Annotated in this window: 17 protein-coding genes; 5 read left to right on the top strand and 12 right to left on the bottom strand. The window is 44.9% G+C overall.

Annotated elements, in window-relative coordinates:
* The coding region (locus AEA42_RS23080) for an IS3 family transposase (RefSeq protein WP_348625484.1) at window positions 1–97 on the top strand (97 nt) is incomplete at its 5' end.
* A 27-nt stretch (window positions 98–124) separates the two neighbouring features.
* Here the strand turns inward: AEA42_RS23080 and AEA42_RS03270 are convergent.
* The 3 genes from AEA42_RS03270 to nhaB form a co-directional block, all read right to left on the bottom strand.
* Window positions 125–2,161, bottom strand: a complete 2,037-nt coding sequence (locus AEA42_RS03270; protein WP_231640346.1) for a cache domain-containing protein — start codon at window positions 2,159–2,161, stop codon at window positions 125–127.
* 156 nt (window positions 2,162–2,317) lie between these two features.
* The gene (gene dsbB / locus AEA42_RS03265; RefSeq protein ID WP_055646943.1) at window positions 2,318–2,845 is read right to left on the bottom strand and encodes a disulfide bond formation protein DsbB; all 528 of its coding nucleotides are present in this window, start codon (window positions 2,843–2,845) and stop codon (window positions 2,318–2,320) included.
* A 95-nt stretch (window positions 2,846–2,940) separates the two neighbouring features.
* On the bottom strand, window positions 2,941–4,542 hold the full coding sequence (nhaB, locus tag AEA42_RS03260) for a sodium/proton antiporter NhaB (RefSeq protein ID WP_037419860.1): 1,602 nt from the start codon (window positions 4,540–4,542) through the stop codon (window positions 2,941–2,943).
* 302 nt (window positions 4,543–4,844) lie between these two features.
* Here nhaB and fadR point away from each other — a divergent pair, with 302 nt between their 5' ends.
* Window positions 4,845–5,570 (top strand): fatty acid metabolism transcriptional regulator FadR, encoded by a 726-nt coding sequence (fadR, locus tag AEA42_RS03255; RefSeq protein ID WP_037419862.1) that lies wholly within the window; start codon window positions 4,845–4,847, stop codon window positions 5,568–5,570.
* Between the two features lie 109 nt (window positions 5,571–5,679).
* On the opposite strand, the gene AEA42_RS03250 is transcribed toward fadR, so the two are convergent.
* The 4 genes from AEA42_RS03250 to sodB form a co-directional block, all read right to left on the bottom strand.
* The gene (locus AEA42_RS03250; RefSeq protein WP_037419865.1) at window positions 5,680–7,206 is read right to left on the bottom strand and encodes a SpoVR family protein; all 1,527 of its coding nucleotides are present in this window, start codon (window positions 7,204–7,206) and stop codon (window positions 5,680–5,682) included.
* 9 nt (window positions 7,207–7,215) lie between these two features.
* The gene (locus tag AEA42_RS03245) at window positions 7,216–8,484 is read right to left on the bottom strand and encodes a YeaH/YhbH family protein (RefSeq protein ID WP_037419869.1); all 1,269 of its coding nucleotides are present in this window, start codon (window positions 8,482–8,484) and stop codon (window positions 7,216–7,218) included.
* A 67-nt stretch (window positions 8,485–8,551) separates the two neighbouring features.
* Window positions 8,552–10,486, bottom strand: a complete 1,935-nt coding sequence (locus AEA42_RS03240) for a PrkA family serine protein kinase (protein ID WP_037419872.1) — start codon at window positions 10,484–10,486, stop codon at window positions 8,552–8,554.
* A 251-nt stretch (window positions 10,487–10,737) separates the two neighbouring features.
* The gene (gene sodB / locus AEA42_RS03235; protein WP_011622352.1) at window positions 10,738–11,322 is read right to left on the bottom strand and encodes a superoxide dismutase [Fe]; all 585 of its coding nucleotides are present in this window, start codon (window positions 11,320–11,322) and stop codon (window positions 10,738–10,740) included.
* A gap of 227 nt (window positions 11,323–11,549) precedes the next feature.
* On the opposite strand from sodB, the gene AEA42_RS03230 reads away from it, so the two are divergent.
* Entirely contained in the window at window positions 11,550–11,882 is a 333-nt protein-coding gene (locus AEA42_RS03230; protein ID WP_007649079.1) for a Grx4 family monothiol glutaredoxin, read from the top strand.
* Window positions 11,883–11,988: 106 nt separating this feature from the next.
* Here AEA42_RS03230 and AEA42_RS03225 read toward each other — a convergent pair whose 3' ends face one another.
* Window positions 11,989–13,227: a uracil-xanthine permease family protein gene (locus tag AEA42_RS03225; RefSeq protein ID WP_037426776.1), complete on the bottom strand. Its 1,239-nt coding sequence runs from the start codon at window positions 13,225–13,227 to the stop codon at window positions 11,989–11,991.
* A 215-nt stretch (window positions 13,228–13,442) separates the two neighbouring features.
* On the opposite strand from AEA42_RS03225, the gene AEA42_RS03220 reads away from it, so the two are divergent.
* Both AEA42_RS03220 and hda read left to right on the top strand, forming a co-directional pair.
* Entirely contained in the window at window positions 13,443–14,525 is a 1,083-nt protein-coding gene (locus AEA42_RS03220; protein ID WP_055646942.1) for a DUF2066 domain-containing protein, read from the top strand.
* A 76-nt stretch (window positions 14,526–14,601) separates the two neighbouring features.
* The gene (hda, locus tag AEA42_RS03215) at window positions 14,602–15,312 is read left to right on the top strand and encodes a DnaA inactivator Hda (protein ID WP_037419883.1); all 711 of its coding nucleotides are present in this window, start codon (window positions 14,602–14,604) and stop codon (window positions 15,310–15,312) included.
* Between the two features lie 112 nt (window positions 15,313–15,424).
* On the opposite strand, the gene AEA42_RS03210 is transcribed toward hda, so the two are convergent.
* From AEA42_RS03210 to AEA42_RS03195, 4 genes are all read right to left on the bottom strand, one after another.
* Window positions 15,425–17,377, bottom strand: coding sequence for a hypothetical protein (locus tag AEA42_RS03210; protein ID WP_055646944.1), 1,953 nt, complete (start codon window positions 17,375–17,377; stop codon window positions 15,425–15,427).
* A gap of 279 nt (window positions 17,378–17,656) precedes the next feature.
* Complete coding sequence (locus AEA42_RS03205) at window positions 17,657–18,037, bottom strand: DUF2069 domain-containing protein (RefSeq protein WP_037426780.1); 381 nt, start codon at window positions 18,035–18,037, stop codon at window positions 17,657–17,659.
* A gap of 51 nt (window positions 18,038–18,088) precedes the next feature.
* Window positions 18,089–18,439, bottom strand: a complete 351-nt coding sequence (gene arsC / locus AEA42_RS03200; protein ID WP_037419889.1) for an arsenate reductase (glutaredoxin) — start codon at window positions 18,437–18,439, stop codon at window positions 18,089–18,091.
* 112 nt (window positions 18,440–18,551) lie between these two features.
* On the bottom strand, window positions 18,552–20,021 hold the full coding sequence (locus tag AEA42_RS03195; RefSeq protein ID WP_037426781.1) for a M48 family metalloprotease: 1,470 nt from the start codon (window positions 20,019–20,021) through the stop codon (window positions 18,552–18,554).
* Window positions 20,022–20,090 lie beyond the last annotated feature (69 nt).

Below are 20,090 nucleotides of genomic sequence, written 5' to 3'. Positions count from 1 at the left end.
TTTTGAATACATAGAAGTTGATTACAACAAAACCAGAAGGCATAGTTCACTTGGCTATTTAAGCCCTGAGAATTTTGAACTGAAACACAGTGCTTAGTTAAGTGTCCAGAGTTAGCGGATCAGATCAATCCTGCTCTTGCATCATTTGATTAATCACTTCGGCGAGGAAGTGCTGCATGAGTTTTAGACTTTGCTGTTTATTGAGGTTGAGTTGGATTTGCTGTGTAATTTCATGATTGAGCTCACCTATCTGCTCCCTCATTAAGGCGAGTTCTTGCTGGGCTAACTGAGTTTGATGTTGCTGTTCCTTCATTTGTTGCTGTTGTTGTTCTAGCAGTTTTTCTTGTGCTTTCTCTTGGCGCTTTTTGAGATCCATATTAAAGCCAATTGCACCAACGCCGATAGAATTATCTTCATCATCTCGGATATCAAACTTTGTCATCTGGTAAATAATTTCACCACGGGGAGTTGGTATTGGCTCTTCAAAATGCAGAGCATCGTGGCGATGGTTTACCCGTTGATCGTTCTGTTGGTAGAGTTGAGCAAGAGGAGCTGGGAAGAGTTCAAAATCCATGGCACCGATAATTTTTCGCCGTTCGATACCGAGTACTTCACAATATTTATGATTGACCAAGGTGTATCTGCCATTTAAGTCTTTGATATAAATGATGGTAGATGCAAAGTCTAATAAAGATCTTAATTGTTCCTTATGTCGATTCAATTCCTGTTGAACATGTTGTTGACTAAGTAACTGTTGTTCCAGTGCGAGATTGCTGGCATCTAAACTCGCCATAGCGATTTCAAGCTGTTGAGTACGCGATAAAAAAGTCTTTGCGAGTAATCCGACTTCGTCATGGCGCTCTTTGGCTTTGAGTTCGATGGAGGCAGAGTCATTGCGTTTAAGCGCTCTGACCATTTCCATTATAGGAGCCATGATTAGCCTATGTTGCAGTATGAACAAGGATATAAGGCCTAGCATTTGGATTGCGACTAAAGAAAGCCCCACCTTTTCAATCAGTTTTTTAGCGGTGTCTTGTAACGGCGCGACTGGTGTGACGACTAAAATTTTCCAATAAGTATGGGGCATAAGAAAAACAGAAACGAGTGAAGGCGCCTTTAGGACAGGATCCATTGTCAATGCGATTGAAGCGATACGTCGGGGTGTTGTGAAATGGTTTTTCGCGTTGTCATTCACAATTGCAGAGAGCATTTCTCGCTCATTATCGCTGCTTAATCGAGTGAGATTATCCATTTGCTCTTGAGTAAAAACGCGCTCAGCAATTGCTTGGTCGATAAAACTGCGATCTGCCAACTGAAGCGCTGATGCTATAGGAGTAAAAGCGTGCTCTACTTTAGCTAACGCATCAAAGCTCATTAAATGGTGTGTCGTATCAGACTGAGATTGGCGTGTATTATCACGATTAGGAAAAGCCAGTATTTGATTTTGATGGTCAATAGCCACGACATAGCCACTGACATCCAACATGGCATTGCGTAACAGCTGGTTGAGTTTTTCTAGACTAATATCCGTGGTAGCTGCACCGATAAATTGATGATCTACCCACATGGCGCTTGATGCGGTAACCATAGGTTCATGGGTTGTGGGATCGACATAGGATTTAGACCAAAAGACTTTACCCGCGGGGAAAAAACGGGTTGGTCGATACCATTCTTCAGTATGATAACTTGGGAAGTTATCACTGTTGTAGCTGTCTATCGCTACCAACTCACCGCGAATATTGTGCGCCCAAAACAAGCTGTCACGGAACTTTTGCCGATTAAATGCGCCTGGCTCAGGCCAAATACCTCCACCAGAGATGATGTCTTTTTGACTTTCTATCGAAAGTAAAACGGGAATACTTTTACTGAGCTGTTCAGGTTCATGGCGGTAGAGCATGGCGATTTGACTAATCGCATTCACTTGATTTTCGACTTGTGAGGTCATCTCCTGCAGTTTAGCAATAATTATTTGACCGTGATTCTGATTAAGCAACGTCTGTTGCTCACTGATTTGTTGGGTCTGGATATTAAGGATGACCCAAGCAGTACTGAAAATCAGTATGCTGGCGATGATGAGTTGGAGCAAGCTGAGCTTAAACGGCAGGCTTTTTTGCCATTGGGTTAACGAGGCTTGTGGCGCAAAGATAGGCCGTTTATCCATGTTATACGGGGTCCAAATGCCGCGATCATTGAGCCAGTTTAGCTTTTTTTGATCTAATTGCCATTGGCTTAAATCAAAGTTAAGTCATAACACTAACTAAAGTTATAAATGGAGAGGCATAAAAATAAGGCAGACCTTAAGTCTGCCTATTGAAACTTATTTATAGAGTGACGGTTTATCTGAGCCGCTGAGAATTGGCACAATAAACAGTAATAACATCACTAGATAACCACTAAAGGCAACGACCATCCATTCGGCCATTGTCACTCCCATAAATTGCCATGGCACATCGGTACACATACCCGTCGGCATCATGATGGCAGGAAACCATTCATGCAGTGGCATCCAGGCTGGAAATTCGGGTAAAAACGAGCAGGTAGAAAATGGTGAGGGATTGTTTTGCATATCCACTAAGGCTAATGCTAGCTTTAGGCCCCATGTTGCGCTTATTGCCCAACCCAGTGCACCCAAAATTCGAACGATACGGTACTTTGGCACCGTCATTCCCACAAGTCCTGCAGCCAAAATACCGAATACAGCGAGTCTTTGGTAGATACACATCACACAGGGATCTAATTTCATCACGTATTGAAAATATAAAGCGGCCGCTTCAAGGACAATCGCAGAGCCTGTCAGAATAAACCAAGATGCACGGGAATGGGCAAAGCGAGTGAATGCTGTCAAAAGTGAACTCCATATCAACAAAAAACGCCCTTGAAGATAGGGCGTTTGTTTGACTGTACTGAACTCATAAAGTTCAGTCAACTCTGATATTTATGTTAGTGAGCTGCCGCAGGCGCTAAGGCTTCCTTAACACTGTGGTGCAAAATTGCATGGGAATCATAGAAATACTGCGTCATTTGCTCTAAGAAACCCATTTGAATCGCCATTACACCCACAACCGATAGGACGATCGTGTAAGGCAATGCCATCCATACCATTCTGCCGTAGGACAAGCGGATGAGTGGTGCAAGTGCTGATGTCAGTAAGAACAGGAATGCAGCTTGACCATTGGGTGTTGCAACTGAAGGCAAGTTAGTTCCAGTGTTAATTGCCACAGCCAACAGGTCGAATTGATCGCGGGTAATTTGACCATTAATCAAAGCCGCTTTGACTTCGTTAATGTAGACCGTCCCCACAAACACGTTATCACTGACCATAGAGAGTAAACCGTTAGCAATATAGAAAATCACTAATTGGGTATTGCCTTCGTGGTTCAGCGCCCATTGGATCACGGGAGCAAATAGTTGTTGATCAATAATCACTGCGACCACGGCAAAGAATACCGCTAACAGCGCCGTAAAGGGGAGAGCTTCTTCGAAGGCTTTTCCTAGGGCATGTTCATCGGTAATACCGTTAAAGGCAGTAGCTAAAATAATCACGGATAAACCAATCAAGCCGACAGAGGCTAAATGTAACGCAAGACCTGCAATCAACCAGACCCCAATAATGGCTTGAACAATAAGCTTCATTTTATCTTTATTGGTACGACGAGCATCTTCATAGGCTGCATAGTCACAGAGGATTTTATGAACAGCATCAGGTAATTGCGCACCGTATCCAAAGATACGGAATTTTTCGACTAAGTAGCAGGTTAAGATACCAGCAATCAGGACCGGCACGGTAACTGGTGACATACGAATTGCAAACTCACCAAACTGCCAGTTAGCTTGGGCGGCAATAATTAAGTTTTGAGGTTCGCCAACCATAGTACACACGCCACCTAATGCGGTACCAACGCCTGCGTGCATCAATAGGTTACGTAAGAAGCCACGGAAAGACTCCAGCTCAGCTTCGTTGAGTTGGGCATCACCTTCCTCGTTTTTATCTTCTGAAGTATGGTCATGATCGGCAGAGAAATCTTTACCCGAGGCAACTTTGTGGTAAATAGAGTAAAAGCCCACTGCAACGGTAATAATTACTGCAATAACGGTTAAAGCATCTAAAAAGGCGGATAGGAATGCTGAGGCTAAACAAAACATTAAAGACACTAAGATTTTAGATCGGACTTTGGTGATCATCTTAGTAAACACGAATAGCAGCAGTTGCTTCATGAAGTAAATGCCAGCCACCATGAACACTAGCAATAATAACACTTCAAGGTTAGCTTCAATTTCGTGTAGTACTTGACTGGCTGAAGTCATGCCAATTGCAACCGCTTCGATGGCTAACAAACCGCCGGGTTGTAATGGATAGCATTTTAACGCCATTGCCAGGGTGAAAATAAATTCAAGCACTAATACCCAACCAGCCACAAAGGGACTGACATAGAAAAAGAGTATTGGATTGATTATTAAAAACGACAGTATTGCGATCTTGTACCACTTAGGTGAGTTACCTAAGAAGTTTCCAATAAACGCCTGACTCATTGTCATCGGCATGGCATCCTCTCTTCTAATTATGTTTTAAATTTCACAAGTTATTGTTAGTGACATATGTTTTAGGATTCAGTCTAGCCTAAAGAGAATGCTAATGTAACGAGTTACTCAAACCCAGATTTCAAAAAGCGGAGCTAATCGGCAAAATTGGTACAATTGCTATTGATTTGTGTCGATTTATTAAACATTTTTGTGACAATTGTACGCTGATGAAGCGGGGAGTTTCAGTCAATGGTTTCCATTTTTTACCGCTCTGGTATGATCAGTGACCATTATTAAAGCACAACAACTGGATAAGTGGGCTGATGATTATCAATGCCAAAGGACCTGCAAGTTTTGCAGAGAAGTATATTGTAAGATCGATTTGGGAAAATAAGTTTCCTCCAGGGTCCATTTTACCGGCTGAACGTGAGCTTTCTGAATTGATCGGCGTGACCCGGACGACGTTGCGTGAGGTGTTACAGCGTTTAGCGCGTGATGGTTGGTTGAAAATTCAACATGGCAAGCCGACTCGTGTCAATAATTTTTGGGAAACTTCGGGTCTGAATATTCTTGAGACGATTGCAGATCTCAACCCTGAGGGCTTTCCTGTATTAGTGGACCAATTACTCTCTGCTCGTACCAATGTGAGTGCAATTTATTTCCGTGGCGCACTGCGCAACAGCCCTGATACTGCGATGGAAGTATTGGCTAAAATCCATCAGTTAGAGGATACCGCTGAATCCTTTGCCGAGTATGATTATCTGTTGCATCATACGTTAGCGTTCTCATCGGGTAATCCGCTTTATGTATTGATCTTGAATGGCTTTAAGGGACTATACAGTCGAGTTGGGCGTTACTATTTTAGTAGTCCAGAGGCTCGTCAGTTGGCACTTAATTTTTATAAAGAGTTAGAACTGTTAGCGAAAGCGAAAAACTATCTCGATGTGCCTGCATTAATGCGTACCTATGGGATCAATAGTGGCAAAATGTGGCTGCAATTGCGTGATGATATGCCGTCTTCAATTGCTCAACAGGATTCGCATTCGTAGCTGACGCTGAGCATTCACTATCTGGGTGCTTGCTAACATCAGGTCAAATAAAATATGAAAGCCGTTTTCGCTAAAACGGCTTTTTTGTATGTTGTCTTACCACGGGTTATCAGTCCGCTTTGGGCTGCTCTGGGCATGTAGCTAATAATGTAATGCTATTATCAGCGTTGGCTTGTTCAAGGCTAACACTAAAACCCCAAAGACGGTGCAGATGCTTGAGCACTTCTTTGTAGCTATTAGCAAGTGGGATATCTTTGTTGGGAACATACCTTAGCGTAAGGGATCTGTCGCCGTTTATTTCAACATTATGCACTTGAATATTGGGTTCAATATTAGACAAATTGTACTGCTGCGATAATAAATTACGAATATCTTGATAGCCCTGTTCATCGTGGATGGCGGATACGGATAAATAGTTACGTTTTTCATCATCATGGATGCCAAACAGCTTGAATTGACGGATCACTCTTGGTGACAGGTATTGGCTGATAAAACTCTCATCCTTAAAGTTCTGCATCGCAAAGTGTAGGGTTTCGAGCCAATTACTCCCCGCAATATCCGGAAACCAGGCTTTGTCTTCATCAGTCGGAGCCTCACAGATGCGCCTAATATCGGTAAACATCGCAAACCCTAGGGCATAGGGATTGATACCGCTGTAGTATCGGCTGTTATATTCAGGCTGCGCTACGACGCCCGTATGGCTTTGCAAAAACTCCATCATAAAGCGGTCAGTGACAACACCATCATCGTATAAATGATTCAAAATAGTGTAGTGCCAAAAGGTTGCCCACCCCTCATTCATGACTTGTGTTTGTTTTTGCGGATAAAAATATTGTGCCATTTTGCGTACGATCCGGATAATTTCCCGCTGCCATGACTCCAGCAATGGCGCATTTTTTTCAATAAAATAAAGAATGTTTTCCTGCGGCTCGGCGGGAAAACGGCGCTTAGTGGTCGACGGTTGCTGCTGTTGATGGGTGGGAATAGTGCGCCACAAATCGTTCACTTGGCTTTGCAGGTAGGCCTCGCGATCTTTTTGCCTCGCTTGTTCTTCCCTAAAAGAGATTTCAGCAGGACGTTTATATCTATCAACGCCATAGTTCATTAAGGCGTGGCAGGAGTCAATCACGCTTTCAACTTGCTCGACACCGTATTTTTGCTCGCAATCGCTGATATAGTTTTTAGCGAACACCAAATAGTCGATAATCGAACTCGCATCGGTCCAGGTTTTAAATAGGTAATTGTTTTTAAAAAAACTATTATGTCCAAAACAGGCGTGCGCCATTACTAATGCTTGCATCGTGATGGTGTTTTCTTCCATGAGATAGGCGATGCAAGGGTTGGAGTTGATCACGATTTCATAGGCGAGCCCCATTTGTCCACGTTTGTAGCCTTGTTCAGTCTCAATAAAGCGTTTGCCAAAAGACCAATGGGTATAGCCTATGGGCATCCCAATACCGGCATAGGCATCCATCATCTGCTCTGCGGTGATGATTTCGATTTGATTCGGATAGGCGTTTAATTTGTAAATTGCTGCCACCCGTTCAATTTCCTTTAAATAACTTTGTAGCAGCTCAAAACTCCAGTCTGGACCATCGCTTAAGGCTGTACGTGTTTTTGCTTCTTTAATCCCCATAGAGCCCCCTTAAACCGCCTGTTTTTTAAATAATTCTCTAAAGACAGGGTAGATATCTTCGGCTTGACGAATATGTTGTACCGCTATGTTGTCGTAGTGTTGTTTTAGGGATTCGTATTCACGCCACAGGGTTTGATGGGCACGATTGGTGATTTCGATGTAGCTGTAATAGCGCACCAGTGGCAATATTTTTTGTTCTAACCATTGCCTACAGGTTGGTGAATCGTCGGCCCAATTGTCGCCGTCGGATGCTTGCGCGGCGTAAATATTCCACTCATTGGCAGGGTAACGCGCCTGTTGAATTTCGTGCATTAATTTCAAGGCGCTCGACACTATGGTGCCGCCAGTTTCCTGGGAATAGAAGAACTCATGTTCGTCTACTTCCTTCGCTTGGGTATGGTGACGGATATAGACCACCTCGAGGTTTTTGTAGGTACGAGTGAGGAACAAGTACAGCAAGATATAGAAACGTTTCGCCATATCTTTTGTCGCTTGATCCATCGAGCCTGACACGTCCATTAAGCAGAACATGACCGCTTGGCTTGAGGGCACCTCGCGCCTTGCAAAGTTGTTGAAGCGTAAGTCAAAGGTATCGATAAACGGTACTTTAGCAATCTTCTGCTTTAACTCCTCAATTTGTGCTTTTAAATCCAAAATCAGCTCAGCTTTTGTTCCAGGTATATTTTCAAGCTCTGCCAGTTCCTGTTCCAACTCTTTGAGCAATTTCTTTTTACTCGCCGACATGGCGATACGGCGCGCTAAGGATGAACGCAGTGAGCGCACAATATTGATATTGGCAGGCACCCCATCATTGGTGAATCCCGCACGGTAGATTTGATACTCAACGAGCTTGTTGAGACGGTTTTTTTGTAGATTCGGTAGCTCTAAATCTTCAAATAACAACTCAAGGTATTCATCCTTTGAGATTTCAAATGCAAAGTCATCATTACCTTCACCTGAATCGGAGGCATCACCTTTACCCGCTCCGCCGCCAGCACCTCCCGGTGGTCTGTCAATTTTATCGCCACGGGTAAATTGGTCATTCCCTGGGTGAACTCTGTCTCTTACGCCTCCTTTACCTTGATGGAACATAGGTTCACTGATATCCCGTGTGGGAATACTGATTTTTTCACCTTTATCTACATCCGTTACACTGCGACGCGTGACGGCATCGCTGACGGCTTTTTTGATTTGTTGCTTATATCGGTTGATAAAGCGTTGGCGGTTGACTGTGCTTTTTCCTTTCGCATTCAATCGCCTATCGATAAAGTTCGCCATACGCACCTCCCAAATCCCAGCGAAGGCTTTGGCAAGACCAAAGCCTCGTTTTTAGTGAGCGCAAGTTTTAAGAGGATTTACGAACCCGTAAATACCACTCAGACAGGAGTCTGACTTGTTTTTTGGTATAGCCTTTCTCCATCATTCGATTGACAAAATCATCGTGTTTACGTTGATCGTCAGTCGAGGTTTTGGCGTTAAAGGAAATGACTGGCAGTAAGTCCTCTGTATTCGAGAACATTTTCTTCTCGATCACAGTGCGTAGTTTTTCATAGCTGGTCCACAGTGGGTTATGGCCCTCATGACTTGCGCGAGCGCGCAGGACAAAGTTGACAATTTCGTTACGGAAATCTTTTGGATTACTGATGCCCGCAGGTTTTTCGATTTTTTCAAGTTCGGCATTCAGTGCGGCGCGGTCAAACAACTGGCCCGTTTCTGGATCGCGATATTCTTGATCCTGAATCCAAAAATCGGCATAGGTGACATAACGGTCGAAGATATTTTGGCCGTATTCAGAGTAGGACTCTAAATAGGCGGTTTGGATTTCTTTACCGATAAATTCGACATATTTAGGAATTAAGTAGCCTTTTAAAAACTCCAGATAACGTTCGGCGGTATCGCTAGGGAATTGCTCCTGCTCAATTTGCCGTTCAAGCACATAGAATAAATGCACTGGATTAGCGGCAATTTCGGAATGGTCAAAGTTAAATACCCGTGACAGGATCTTAAAGGCAAAACGGGTAGAAAGACCGTTCATTCCCTCATCGACGCCTGCATAATCGCGATATTCTTGGTAGGATTTTGCTTTAGGATCAGTATCTTTTAAGCTCTCACCATCATAAACTCGCATTTTCGAGTAGATAGAAGAGTTTTCTGGGACTTTTAGCCTTGATAGTACGCTAAATTGCGCTAGGGTTTCTATGGTTCCGGGGGCGCAAGGTGCTTGAGATAGCTCGGAATTTTGTATGAGCTTTTTGTAAATCTGCAGTTCTTCTGATACCCGAAGACAATAGGGCACTTTGACAATATAAACCCTGTCGAGGAATGCTTCGTTGTTCTTGTTATTTTTAAAGGTTGACCATTCTGACTCATTAGAGTGTGCCAAAATAATCCCGCTATAGGGCAGGGCAGACAAGCCTTCCGTGCCGTTATAGTTACCTTCTTGCGTCGCGGTCAGCAGTGGATGTAGCACCTTAATCGGCGCCTTAAACATTTCCACAAACTCCATTATCCCTTGGTTAGCGCGGCATAATGCGCCGGAGTAGGCATAGGCATCGGCATCATCTTGGGAGTAATGTTCCAGTTGACGAATGTCAACCTTACCCACCAAAGAGGAAATATCTTGGTTGTTCTCATCCCCAGGCTCGGTTTTGGCAATCGCCAATTGATCGAGAATAGAGGGATAGACTTTGACCACGCGGAATTTAGAAATATCGCCACCAAACTCGTGCAGACGTTTCACCGCCCAAGGTGACATGATGGTTTTGAGATAACGGCTGGGAATATTGAATTCATCCCGCAATAGTTGACCATCTTCGTCCACATCAAAGAGACAGAAGGGATGATCATTCACCGGGCTTCTTACCCCATTAGCGCTCAGAATATAAATGGGCACTTTTTGCATCAATGATTTAAGTTTTTCTGCCAGTGATGACTTACCGCCACCCACTGGGCCGAGTAAGTATAAAATTTGCTTAGATTCTTCTAAGCCTTGGGCTGAGTGTTTTAGGTAGGCAACGATTTGCTCAATCGCATCTTCCATACCGTAAAAGTCTTTAAATGCGGGATAGCGTGAGATGAGACGATTCGAAAAGATACGGCTTAGGGTTGGATTTTTAGCTGTATCGATAATTTCAGCATCACCGATGGCGAGCAGTAATCGCTCAGATGCTGACATATAAGCACTGCGATCTTCTTTACAGATATCCAGAAATTCCTGCAAAGTGTATTCTTCATCGAGTTTTTGTTCGTAGCGCTTTTGGTAATGCTCGAAAATGCCCATATAAACCCCCTGAAACGCCAGTGATGTTATGGAAGGGATAACTGATTTTTCAGCTTCCTACACTAATCTTAGACACAAACTTGCATGCTGTGTCAAAAAAATATCAAATAAAAACAATAACAAATGATTGCAATTGCAATTATTGCACTTGTAGTTATCAGGTGAAGTTTAACGGGAAGTCGAAGATGAATGATTTTTGAGGTAATAAAAAAGAGCCACTTGGGCTCTTTTTAAGGATCGCTGAGAGACGATTAACCCGCGAAGTTTTGGTTCACGAAGTCCCAGTTAACTAATTGCCAGAAGTGGGCCAAGTAGTCAGGACGTACGTTGCGGTAATCGATGTAGTAAGCGTGTTCCCATACGTCAACAGTCAGGATTGGTGTCACAGTGCTGTCAGTCAGAGGTGTTGCAGCATTGCTAGTGTTGACGATAGCAACAGTGCCATCGGCTTTTTTCACTAACCAAGTCCAAGCGCTACCAAAGTTGTTTACCGCAGAATCAGTAAATTGTGCTTTGAATGCGTCGAATGAGCCGAAAGCCGCGTTGATGGCATCAGCCACAGGACCTGTTGGCTCACCGCCAGCGTTAGGCGCTAAGCAGTTCCAGTAGAAAGTATGGTTCCAAACTTGAGCTGCGTTGTTAAATACGCCACCAGTAGAAGTTTTGATGATTTCTTCTAAAGATTTACCTGCGAAATCGGTTCCTTCGATCAAACCGTTTAGCTTAACAACGTAAGTGTTGTGATGCTTGCCGTAGTGGTATTCAATGGTTTCTTGAGAAATGTGTGGTTCTAGTGCGTTCTTTGCATATGGTAATGCGGGTAATTCGAAAGCCATTAGTATCTCTCCATGGTCTTAGGTTATCGTTTTTTAAACGTGCTCACTGGACACTATTGTACCGATAAAATTTGTGATGTGAATCATTGTTTGGCTAATTGATTAGATAGGCGTCATCGAAAAACTAATTGCAGGCCATAACCTTACAAACTGTGGGATTTTGTTCTGTGCTTAGCTGTCGTACAATAGCCATCATTGAGTCAATGTCATCATACTTAGGAATTAAAATGGAAACAGTAGAGAAAATTAAACAGCAGATCGCTGAAAACCCAATCATTGTATACATGAAGGGTTCTCCTAAATTACCTAGCTGTGGTTTTTCATCTCAGGTAGCCCAAATCATGATTAACTGCGGCGAGCAGTTTGCGTTTGTGGATATTCTCCAGCACCCAGATATTCGTGCTGAATTACCTAAGTATGCAAACTGGCCAACCTTCCCACAACTGTGGATTGAAGGCGAGCTGATTGGTGGCTGTGATATCGTGGTTGATATGTACCAAAAAGGCGAATTACAGCCATTAATCAAAGCGACTGCAGAAAAGTACAAAACTGCAGAGTAATTACTCGTCACAGAGCGATGAAGAATAACAAAAAGCCGCTAAGTGAATAACTTAGCGGCTTTTTTATTGCCATATTCCTACTGAGTCAGGAATTGAAGGGCAACACTTAGTGTGATGCCGCATCTCGATCGTGGTGTTTGCTCGCAGGTAATAGCAGATTCATGGTAATGGCGACAATCCCGCAAAGACTAATGCCTGTAAGGCTAAAGGAACCAATACCAAAGGCCATACCGCCAATACCGAAGACTAAGGTGACACCGACAATGCTTAAGTTACGCGGCTCGGATAAGTCCACGTGATTACGGATTAAGGTATTTAATCCTACAGCGGCAATTGAACCAAATAACAAACACATAATGCCGCCCATAACTGGAACGGGGATAGTTTGCATCAGTGCCCCTAATTTACCTACAAACGCCAAGGTAATGGCAGTGATGGCTGTCCATGTCATGATCCTTGGGTCGAAGTTACGGGTTAAGGTGACTGCACCTGTGACTTCTGAATAGGTGGTGTTTGGTGGACCACCGAAGGCTGCTGCGGCGATTGTTGCTACGCCGTCACCAGTTAAGGTGCGGTGCAGGCCAGGTTTTTTCATAAAATCCTTACCAGTGACATTGGAAATAGCCAAGATGTCACCGATATGTTCAACCGCAGGAGCAATGGCAACAGGGATCATAAACGCAATCGCATGCCAGTTAAATTCGGGGGCGACAAATTTTGGAATGGCGATCCAACTTGCTGCAGTGACTACCGCAAAATCGACGATACCAAATGCTAGACTCAGGCTGTAGCCAACGATAATGCCAGCAAGAATGGGCATCACCTTGAGTAACCCTTTAGCAAAAATCGCTACGGCAATGGTGGTACAAAGGGATACAAGCGAAATGATTAATGCCGTATTGGTTGCGACTAAGGTTAGACTGCCGTCGCCACTTTTGCCCAGCGCCATATTCACGGCAACAGGCGCTAAGCCTAGGCCAATGATAATGATGACGGGTCCTACAACTACAGGTGGTAACAGCCGATGAATAAAGTCAGTGCCGCGTACTTTAACTAAGGCGCCTAGGCATACATAGACCGCGCCTGCGGCCATGATACCGCCCATGGTTGATGGGATCCCCCAAGTTTGTACCCCGTAAAGAATCGGGGCGATAAAAGCGAAGGAGGAAGCCAGAAAAATAGGCACTTGGCGTTTAGTGATTAATTGAAATAGTAGGGTACCAATACCTGCGGTAAAGAGTGCAACACTGGTGTCGAGCCCGGTTAACAGTGGCATCAGTACCAGGGCGCCAAATGCGACAAACAGCATTTGTGCGCCCTGCAATGGAATAGCAAGTCGTCTCATTTATTATTCTCGTAAATTTAGGGTAAACCGCGAGATGATAACAGTTTGTTGCAATATGATCTTTATTAAATGATGTATTTGCGGGTGGCGATCACTGTTTTATGGCTTGTCAGAGTAGCGATCCTTATTCAGAGTATCGAATAAGGCTAAGACTCGCTAAAGGCGCGAACTATGGTACAATTTGCACTATCTGATGTTACTTCAACTACCCAAAGATGCTGAAATTTCTATTAAAGCCAAGCTTAGTCGCGTTTTTATACTGCCTGTTTACCGTTAATAGCCTGCAAGCTGTTGAAGTGAGTAAATTAGATGTCGCCGATGTACCGGTCACTTCCCGTGCGGTTCCAGAGCGTAATAGTGCGCTGAAAACCGCTTTAGAAAAAGTGATCATTAAAAACACGGGGACGGCCCGTTCTTTGGACAATAGCGTGATCCAATCGCAGTTAGCCAATCCTGATGCCTTGCTAAGTCAATTTGGTTATGTTGAACAAAATGGTCAATTGCTGCTGAAAGCAAATTTCGAGCATAGACGGATTGTGTCCTTGTTGCGTCAAGCACAACTCCCAGTATGGGGCACCCAGCGTCCATTGACCCTGTTTTGGGTGGCGATGCCCGGTGAAGGTGACACCATTCTATTAAGTGATTCTTCCACATCGACCGAGCGTCAGGCGTTTAGTTCTTTCTCTGATGAACGTGGGATACCTGTGCTATTGCCTATCCTCGATCTTGATGAACTCATGGGGATTAACCCGAACGATGTCAAAGGCATGTTTGCAGATATCGTGGCCAGTGTCTCTGGACGTTATCAAGCTGATTTCTTAGCGCTTGTTGCCATTGAGCCAGCAGGGAACCAGGTACGTTATCGCTTAAATCTGTATTCTAAAACTACGATTGATTCATTAACGCCACCATTGTTTAGTTTTAATGGCAGTGCCGAAAATAGTGCGCAGGCGATCACAGCGATGATGGCTGCCCTAGGGGATTACTATTTTACTAAGTATGCTATTGCGGATACTGGTGAGCAGGTTGGCGCCAGTGTGACCTTTGTGAACATTGATAAAATGGCACAAGTTGTCGAGGTGGAGAAGTATTTAAAACAACTGAGTGCGGTTAAGAATGCGACTTTGTCGCGCATTCAAGGTAACACTGTGACTTTTTCGTTAGATCTATTTGGCTCACAGACAGACTTTGAGCGTTTATTAAGTTTAGAGCCGAGAATTTCGGTGGTCGCTCCTGGAGAGTTTTCCGCCAGTGCGAGCCCTGCAGGTAAAACTGTCTATCAATGGCGGTTACCTTAAACTTCCCTCGTAGAGGCTGGGAAATACTCTACCCAGTCGCGTGGGGTTGATAATTTATTGATATTGAGACGTACGAGTGCCATTAAACTCACCGCTACAACTTTCATTGCCGGTTTATCTGCCAGACGATGAAACTTTTAATAGTTATTATCCTGCAGCGGGTAATGATGAACTTATTCAAAAGCTGCGCGCTAATGCTGAGGGGCATGGTGAAGCGGCTATCTATGTTTGGGGACCCGTAAAATCGGGACGTACTCACTTAATGCATGCCGCCTGTGCCCATGCGAATGAACTCGACCGCCGCAGCTTTTATCTGCCACTTGGGATCCATGCGAGTATTTCGACGGCGCTATTAGAAGGTTTGGAACAACTTGATTTGATTTGCATTGATGATGTGGACGACATCGCAGGCCATCCAGTTTGGGAAGAGGCGATTTTTGATCTGTATAATCGTGTTGCTGAAAATAAACATTGCGCGCTGGTGGTGAGTGGTCGGTCTGCGCCTGCGGATGCCGGATTTTTATTACCCGATTTAGTCTCAAGAATGCAGTGGGGACTCAATTATCAACTCCAGCCAATGGCTGATGATGAAAAACTCGCAGCATTGCAACGCCGTGCTGCCATGCGTGGGCTACAATTACCTGAAGACGTTGGGCGTTTTTTGCTCAACCGAATGGCAAGAGACCTACGTACTCTGTTTGATGTGTTAGATAAACTTGATAAAGCATCTTTAGTGCATCAGCGCAAACTCACCATTCCTTTTGCAAAAGAAATGCTGCACCTCTGAGCTGATACCTTATTAGCAAAAAGCCCGTCGCATAATTACGACGGGCTTTTTTATATCTTCAAATGAGCTGAAATACTGAAATCTTGTCTATCTGCTCGCTTAGATCAAGTGACTACTGCTGCGGATGGCGATGACGATCGCCACTGAAGCGCAGCTCTGGCTCGGCTATGCTATCGCGACTGGCTGCGGTACTACTTTGTTGTCCTTTCACAATGGCTGCATTGGGCGATATCCCTAATGTTTGACGCCAGCTTTGCCCTTGGGTCATCGGGATGGGCTCGGGCAGGCTTGCTAGCAAGGTAATACCATCTAACTCGGGTAACATACCATCGATCACTAAGGCGGCACGGTTGAGCAAATTATCGGCGCCAATGCGGCCTCTTTGTCCCCAGTTGACGATAATCGTATCCGCGGTGATTACATCGGGTGCATTTGTCACTGCTACATCCCGCAGGATCTGATAGCGATAGCTCATCATCGCTTCTTCAAATAGCATTGCAGTGTCTTCGCGGGTGCTGGAATAATTGTAAAAATCATTGGCGATATCACTGGAGAAAAACGTACTGACATCCGAAGGTTGGTAGGCTTTTTGGGTGGCAGTGGCTTTCGCACCCAAGAAGCTCACTCCAGCAAGCCCAGTCATTTCGGTACTCGTGAGGGGATAACTGCGGCTTACTTGATCTGAAATCAAACTCTTACTGGCATTTCGGCGACTATAGTCATCCAATAGTCTTGGACCTGTAAGTGATGCGTGCACGCTTCTTGGGAAGAAGTCATTAGCGTGGGCGAGCTCATGGTATAAGAGTGAGGCGAGGTCAGGGTTAATTTGAGCCAGAGTCCGTGTGGCGCGCGTAGTGATTGGGAAGCCCTGTGAAGCATATTGATTATTTTTAACGTAACGCCATGGCATGATGAAATTCAGCTCATTGCCAAAGCTACTGCGATAATCTGGCGCTTCGTTGATGGTATCGCGCTGCATAGGTGTCAGCCAAAGGTCGTTGGGGTCGAGATAAATCGCCCCTGTAACAACCCAATAGAAAGATGGGCGCACATCATAACTAATCACCACTGCGGTGACCGATTGTAGCAGGCGGGCAAAGTCACTATTAGGATCCATCTGCCGTAAAAATGCGGCAAAATTGTCCCCCATCCAATCGTGGGACACTAATACCCGATCAAGAATCGTATCGACATCAAGGTTATCTGAAACTTGGCCTATGAGTGGCAATTGATTGATTGTACAAGCCTCTTTTAACTGATTCGAGTACACACAGCTCGTTAACGCACTGGCATAAGGTGAGGTTGGATGATAAGCATGAGTACGCGCAAGTGGCGTATCAAAGTAACTGGAGCTTATCGTGGGCGCTGCCGTGGTTAATACAAAGGCTTCATCTGTCACTACATTACCGTTAATCGTGGCTGATGCCCTAAGACGGGTTAAGGTATCTTGAGCAACAGCGGGTGCGGTAAAGAGGGGTCTAAAGGGATCGCTTATGTCAAGGCTGACATCGGGGCCTTCGGCGATACACCAATTGACATTGGCGGCACTGAGGCCGGCTTGCTGACCAATTCGCAAGCTTACATCGTTACCCTCAACGGCTTGATGGTCTTGACGAATATTCAGCAATCCGCCCGTGTTGTTATCGGCATTAATGCTGATGTCACCCGTCACATTGGTATTGGCGCCGGTGATTTGTAAGCGAAAGCGGTAGCTGCCCACGGCCGGGAGCTCCATCGCTAATACAGGACTATTTTGACTAACGAGTTCAATGCTGGGGCCTTCGAGTTGTTGCCAACGGAAGGTGAGATCCTGCGAATCGCGATTACCTAGGCTGGCAATAATGGCACCGGATTGTCCTACACCATATTGAGATTCCGTCTTAAACCGAATTGCACCAGTATCTGTGGTCACTAATGGTGTGACTGAGGTACAACGTGGCACATTGGTTGTGGGAGGCGTAACTGTGCCGCCATCGCTGTTGCTATCACCTCCGCCGCCACAGGCGCTCAATGTTGCTGCTGCGGCTATGATACTGAATCGACGAATTGGGCCCCATATTTCCATCATGACTCACTCCAATTAATTCGCTGTTATTGTTTGTTTTTGTTGTTTGACAGGCACGATTCACCGTCATTTATTGGCACAAAAAATGACTATAGCACGCTCTTTTAGTTACAAAAAGCGATCGAAGGTAGCTTAAATGTTATGGATTGTTTGTAGTGATTATTGGAGATAGGCGGGGCATTGATCATTTTGACTAAAAACGGATGGACTGACGCAGAGAGTGTGTCGGGCAATAAAAAGCGCGGTGTAAATCAACCGCGCTTTACTATATTCGGAATATTAGTCTTGCTTATCGGATTTTTTCTTCAGACCTAGGCCGAGTTCACGTCCACGGATACGAGCATAAAACGGGAACGCGACTAACAGCGCGCCAATGAGCAGGACCTCAATAATGGCAAAGGCCAATGCATCGGTCGTGACATACAACAAGGTGAGGGCGTGCAGCATATATAAGCATAAAATAAAGCTCGCCCATGCGTAGGTGTAAGGATTACCTTTTAAAATGCCTTTGATGGGAAGCAATAAAGGCACTATCCATAATAGACTGAATAATAAGGTATATTCCCCATTTATGCCTTGACCAATAAACCAGCCGCCCAGCAGCAGAACAAGGGCAAGGTAGCCTAAGCGGCTAAGTGTCAGTAGAGAGCTTGAGGTCATGATTTTCCTAATCTAAACATCTTGGAACAGTGGTGAAATAGCCTGAACAACTTAGAGAATATTCAGTACATTTTCCGGTGGACGACCAACGGCTGCCTGTTGATTAGCCAGTACGATTGGGCGTTCAATCAATTTTGGCGTCTTGACCATGGCGTCGATAAGTTGTTCTTCGGTTAAAGCCGGATTGGCAAGACCTAGTGCTTGATACTCGTCTTCCTTAGTGCGCATTAACTCACGGGCGCTGAGTTTGAGCGTGGCTAAAATTCCACGAATATCAGCGGCGCTTGGAGGGGTTTTAAGGTATTCCACTATTGTGATTTCGCAGCCTTGTTGCTCGAGTAGGGCTAAGGTTTCGCGGCTCTTTGAACAACGTGGGTTATGGTAAATCGTTGCTTGGGTCATAGTACTCATGCTCAATCGGCTAAAACAATGGCGCGGATGATAGCAGAAAAAACAGCGCCCCGTCAGGGTGTTCGGGGCGCGATTATAGGCTGTAGAGATAAAATGGCTGATTTTACTTTAGGGCATCCATTTCTTTATCTGCCTGTTTAAATTGGCGGATACGTGCTTCGATTCGCGCCAGTTGTAATGGATTACCTTCCGAGGCGCGGTAAGCAAAGTTAAGCTGATCGATAGCGCCCTTATAGTTAGCGCCTAGCGCCATTAACTCGGCATTGGAGAAATACTCCATCCCTTGGTTACCAAGTTTCTTGTAGGCAAGATTTAACAACTGATAGGGCAGTTGATTCTGCTTATCGAGGAAAATCATATCTTCGAGCAGCGGAATCGCTTTAGCGGGGTCACCAGCCTCGATATAGATATTGGCTAAGTTAGCGTTGATCACCTGCGAAGTGGGTTTCATCTTCCGCTGAGTTTCGAGTAACTGAGTTGCCTGGGCATAATCCTTACGTTCGTTAAGCAAATCCGTCTTAGTATCGAGATAAAACAAGTTGTTATCATCGATTTTTAATAGTTCATCGACAATTTTTTCGGATTCATCAAACTTCTTCAATCTAAACAGTGCTAATGCTTTGCCGTAGAGGGCCGCCTCTTTAAAGCTGTAGGTTTGCTTATTGAGCTGCTTTTCAAACATGCTCAATACCGCATCGTCGCTATAACTGGAAAAACGCACCTGAATACGGGCTTTAGCGAGCTGGAAGTTCAGATTATCCGGCACATAACGGTGGGGATATTGCTGGGCACGATCCCGCGCTTCGGAAATCCGTGATTCAGGTAAAGGGTGGGTTAACAGCATTTGCGGTGGCGTAGTGGTAAAACGGTAACGACTGGCGAGTTTGCCAAAGAAATCGGCGGAGGCATTAGGATCAAATCCCGCGTCAACTAAAATTTGCATGCCGATACGATCGGCTTCTTTTTCATGCAGGCGGGTGTAGTTGATTTTTGATTGTGTCGCCATGGCTTGGGTGGTTGCCAACGCGGCCATCCCTGCTTGAGGAACGGCAATCGTTAATAAAATGGCGCCGAGTAAACCAGCAACAGTCGCTGGTCCGGTTTTTTGCTGCGCTTCGAGGGAGCGTGCTAAGTGACGCTGGGTCACGTGGGTGATTTCATGGCCTAATACTGAGGCCAGTTCACTTTCGTTATCAGCATTAAGAAATAGCCCTGTGTGCACCGCAACGTGGCCGCCGAAAAAGGCAAAGGCGTTGATTTCATCATTTTGCAGCAAGAAGAAATAAAAGGGCGTTTTGACTCCCGTGGCGTGGGCGACCAATTTGTTGCCCAGTTCAGTTAAATATTGGCTCAATACCGGATCGTTCAGCATGGGCGCCGATGAGCGAATAACGCGCATATAGGCATCGCCATAGACCATTTCTTTTTCTAGGCTGAAGGTATTGACGGCGGCGGTACCCAGATCGGGCAAGTCGTTGTTGGCAAAACTCTTTGCGGCTCCACCGAGTAACATTAATGAAAGCACACTCGCCGCAAGGGGTTTACATCGGGTCAAAAACGTCAAATTACGCAAGTGGATCCTTTATTTCTTTTAAGTGTCTCAACTAAGGCTTAGGTAGCCCTTAGCTTGTAGTTTGAATTG

It is taken from the genome of Shewanella sp. Sh95, assembly GCF_001308045.1.
Classification (GTDB): Bacteria; Pseudomonadota; Gammaproteobacteria; order Enterobacterales; family Shewanellaceae; genus Shewanella; species Shewanella xiamenensis.
The sequence above is the reverse complement of the archived record's forward strand: the minus strand, read 5'-3'. Positions and strand labels throughout refer to the sequence as shown.

Coding starts and splice junctions, on each gene's coding strand:
- AEA42_RS03245 (WP_037419869.1), bottom strand. CDS start 8,484: ATGGCGAACTTTATCGATAGGCGATTGAATGCGAAAGGAAAAAGCACA.
- fadR (WP_037419862.1), top strand. CDS start 4,845: ATGATTATCAATGCCAAAGGACCTGCAAGTTTTGCAGAGAAGTATATT.
- AEA42_RS03270 (WP_231640346.1), bottom strand. CDS start 2,161: ATGGATAAACGGCCTATCTTTGCGCCACAAGCCTCGTTAACCCAATGG.
- AEA42_RS03220 (WP_055646942.1), top strand. CDS start 13,443: ATGCTGAAATTTCTATTAAAGCCAAGCTTAGTCGCGTTTTTATACTGC.
- AEA42_RS03205 (WP_037426780.1), bottom strand. CDS start 18,037: ATGACCTCAAGCTCTCTACTGACACTTAGCCGCTTAGGCTACCTTGCC.
- sodB (WP_011622352.1), bottom strand. CDS start 11,322: ATGGCTTTCGAATTACCCGCATTACCATATGCAAAGAACGCACTAGAA.
- AEA42_RS03210 (WP_055646944.1), bottom strand. CDS start 17,377: ATGGAAATATGGGGCCCAATTCGTCGATTCAGTATCATAGCCGCAGCA.
- AEA42_RS03230 (WP_007649079.1), top strand. CDS start 11,550: ATGGAAACAGTAGAGAAAATTAAACAGCAGATCGCTGAAAACCCAATC.
- AEA42_RS03240 (WP_037419872.1), bottom strand. CDS start 10,486: ATGGGCATTTTCGAGCATTACCAAAAGCGCTACGAACAAAAACTCGAT.
- AEA42_RS03250 (WP_037419865.1), bottom strand. CDS start 7,206: ATGGGGATTAAAGAAGCAAAAACACGTACAGCCTTAAGCGATGGTCCA.
- nhaB (WP_037419860.1), bottom strand. CDS start 4,542: ATGCCGATGACAATGAGTCAGGCGTTTATTGGAAACTTCTTAGGTAAC.
- arsC (WP_037419889.1), bottom strand. CDS start 18,439: ATGACCCAAGCAACGATTTACCATAACCCACGTTGTTCAAAGAGCCGC.
- AEA42_RS03225 (WP_037426776.1), bottom strand. CDS start 13,227: ATGAGACGACTTGCTATTCCATTGCAGGGCGCACAAATGCTGTTTGTC.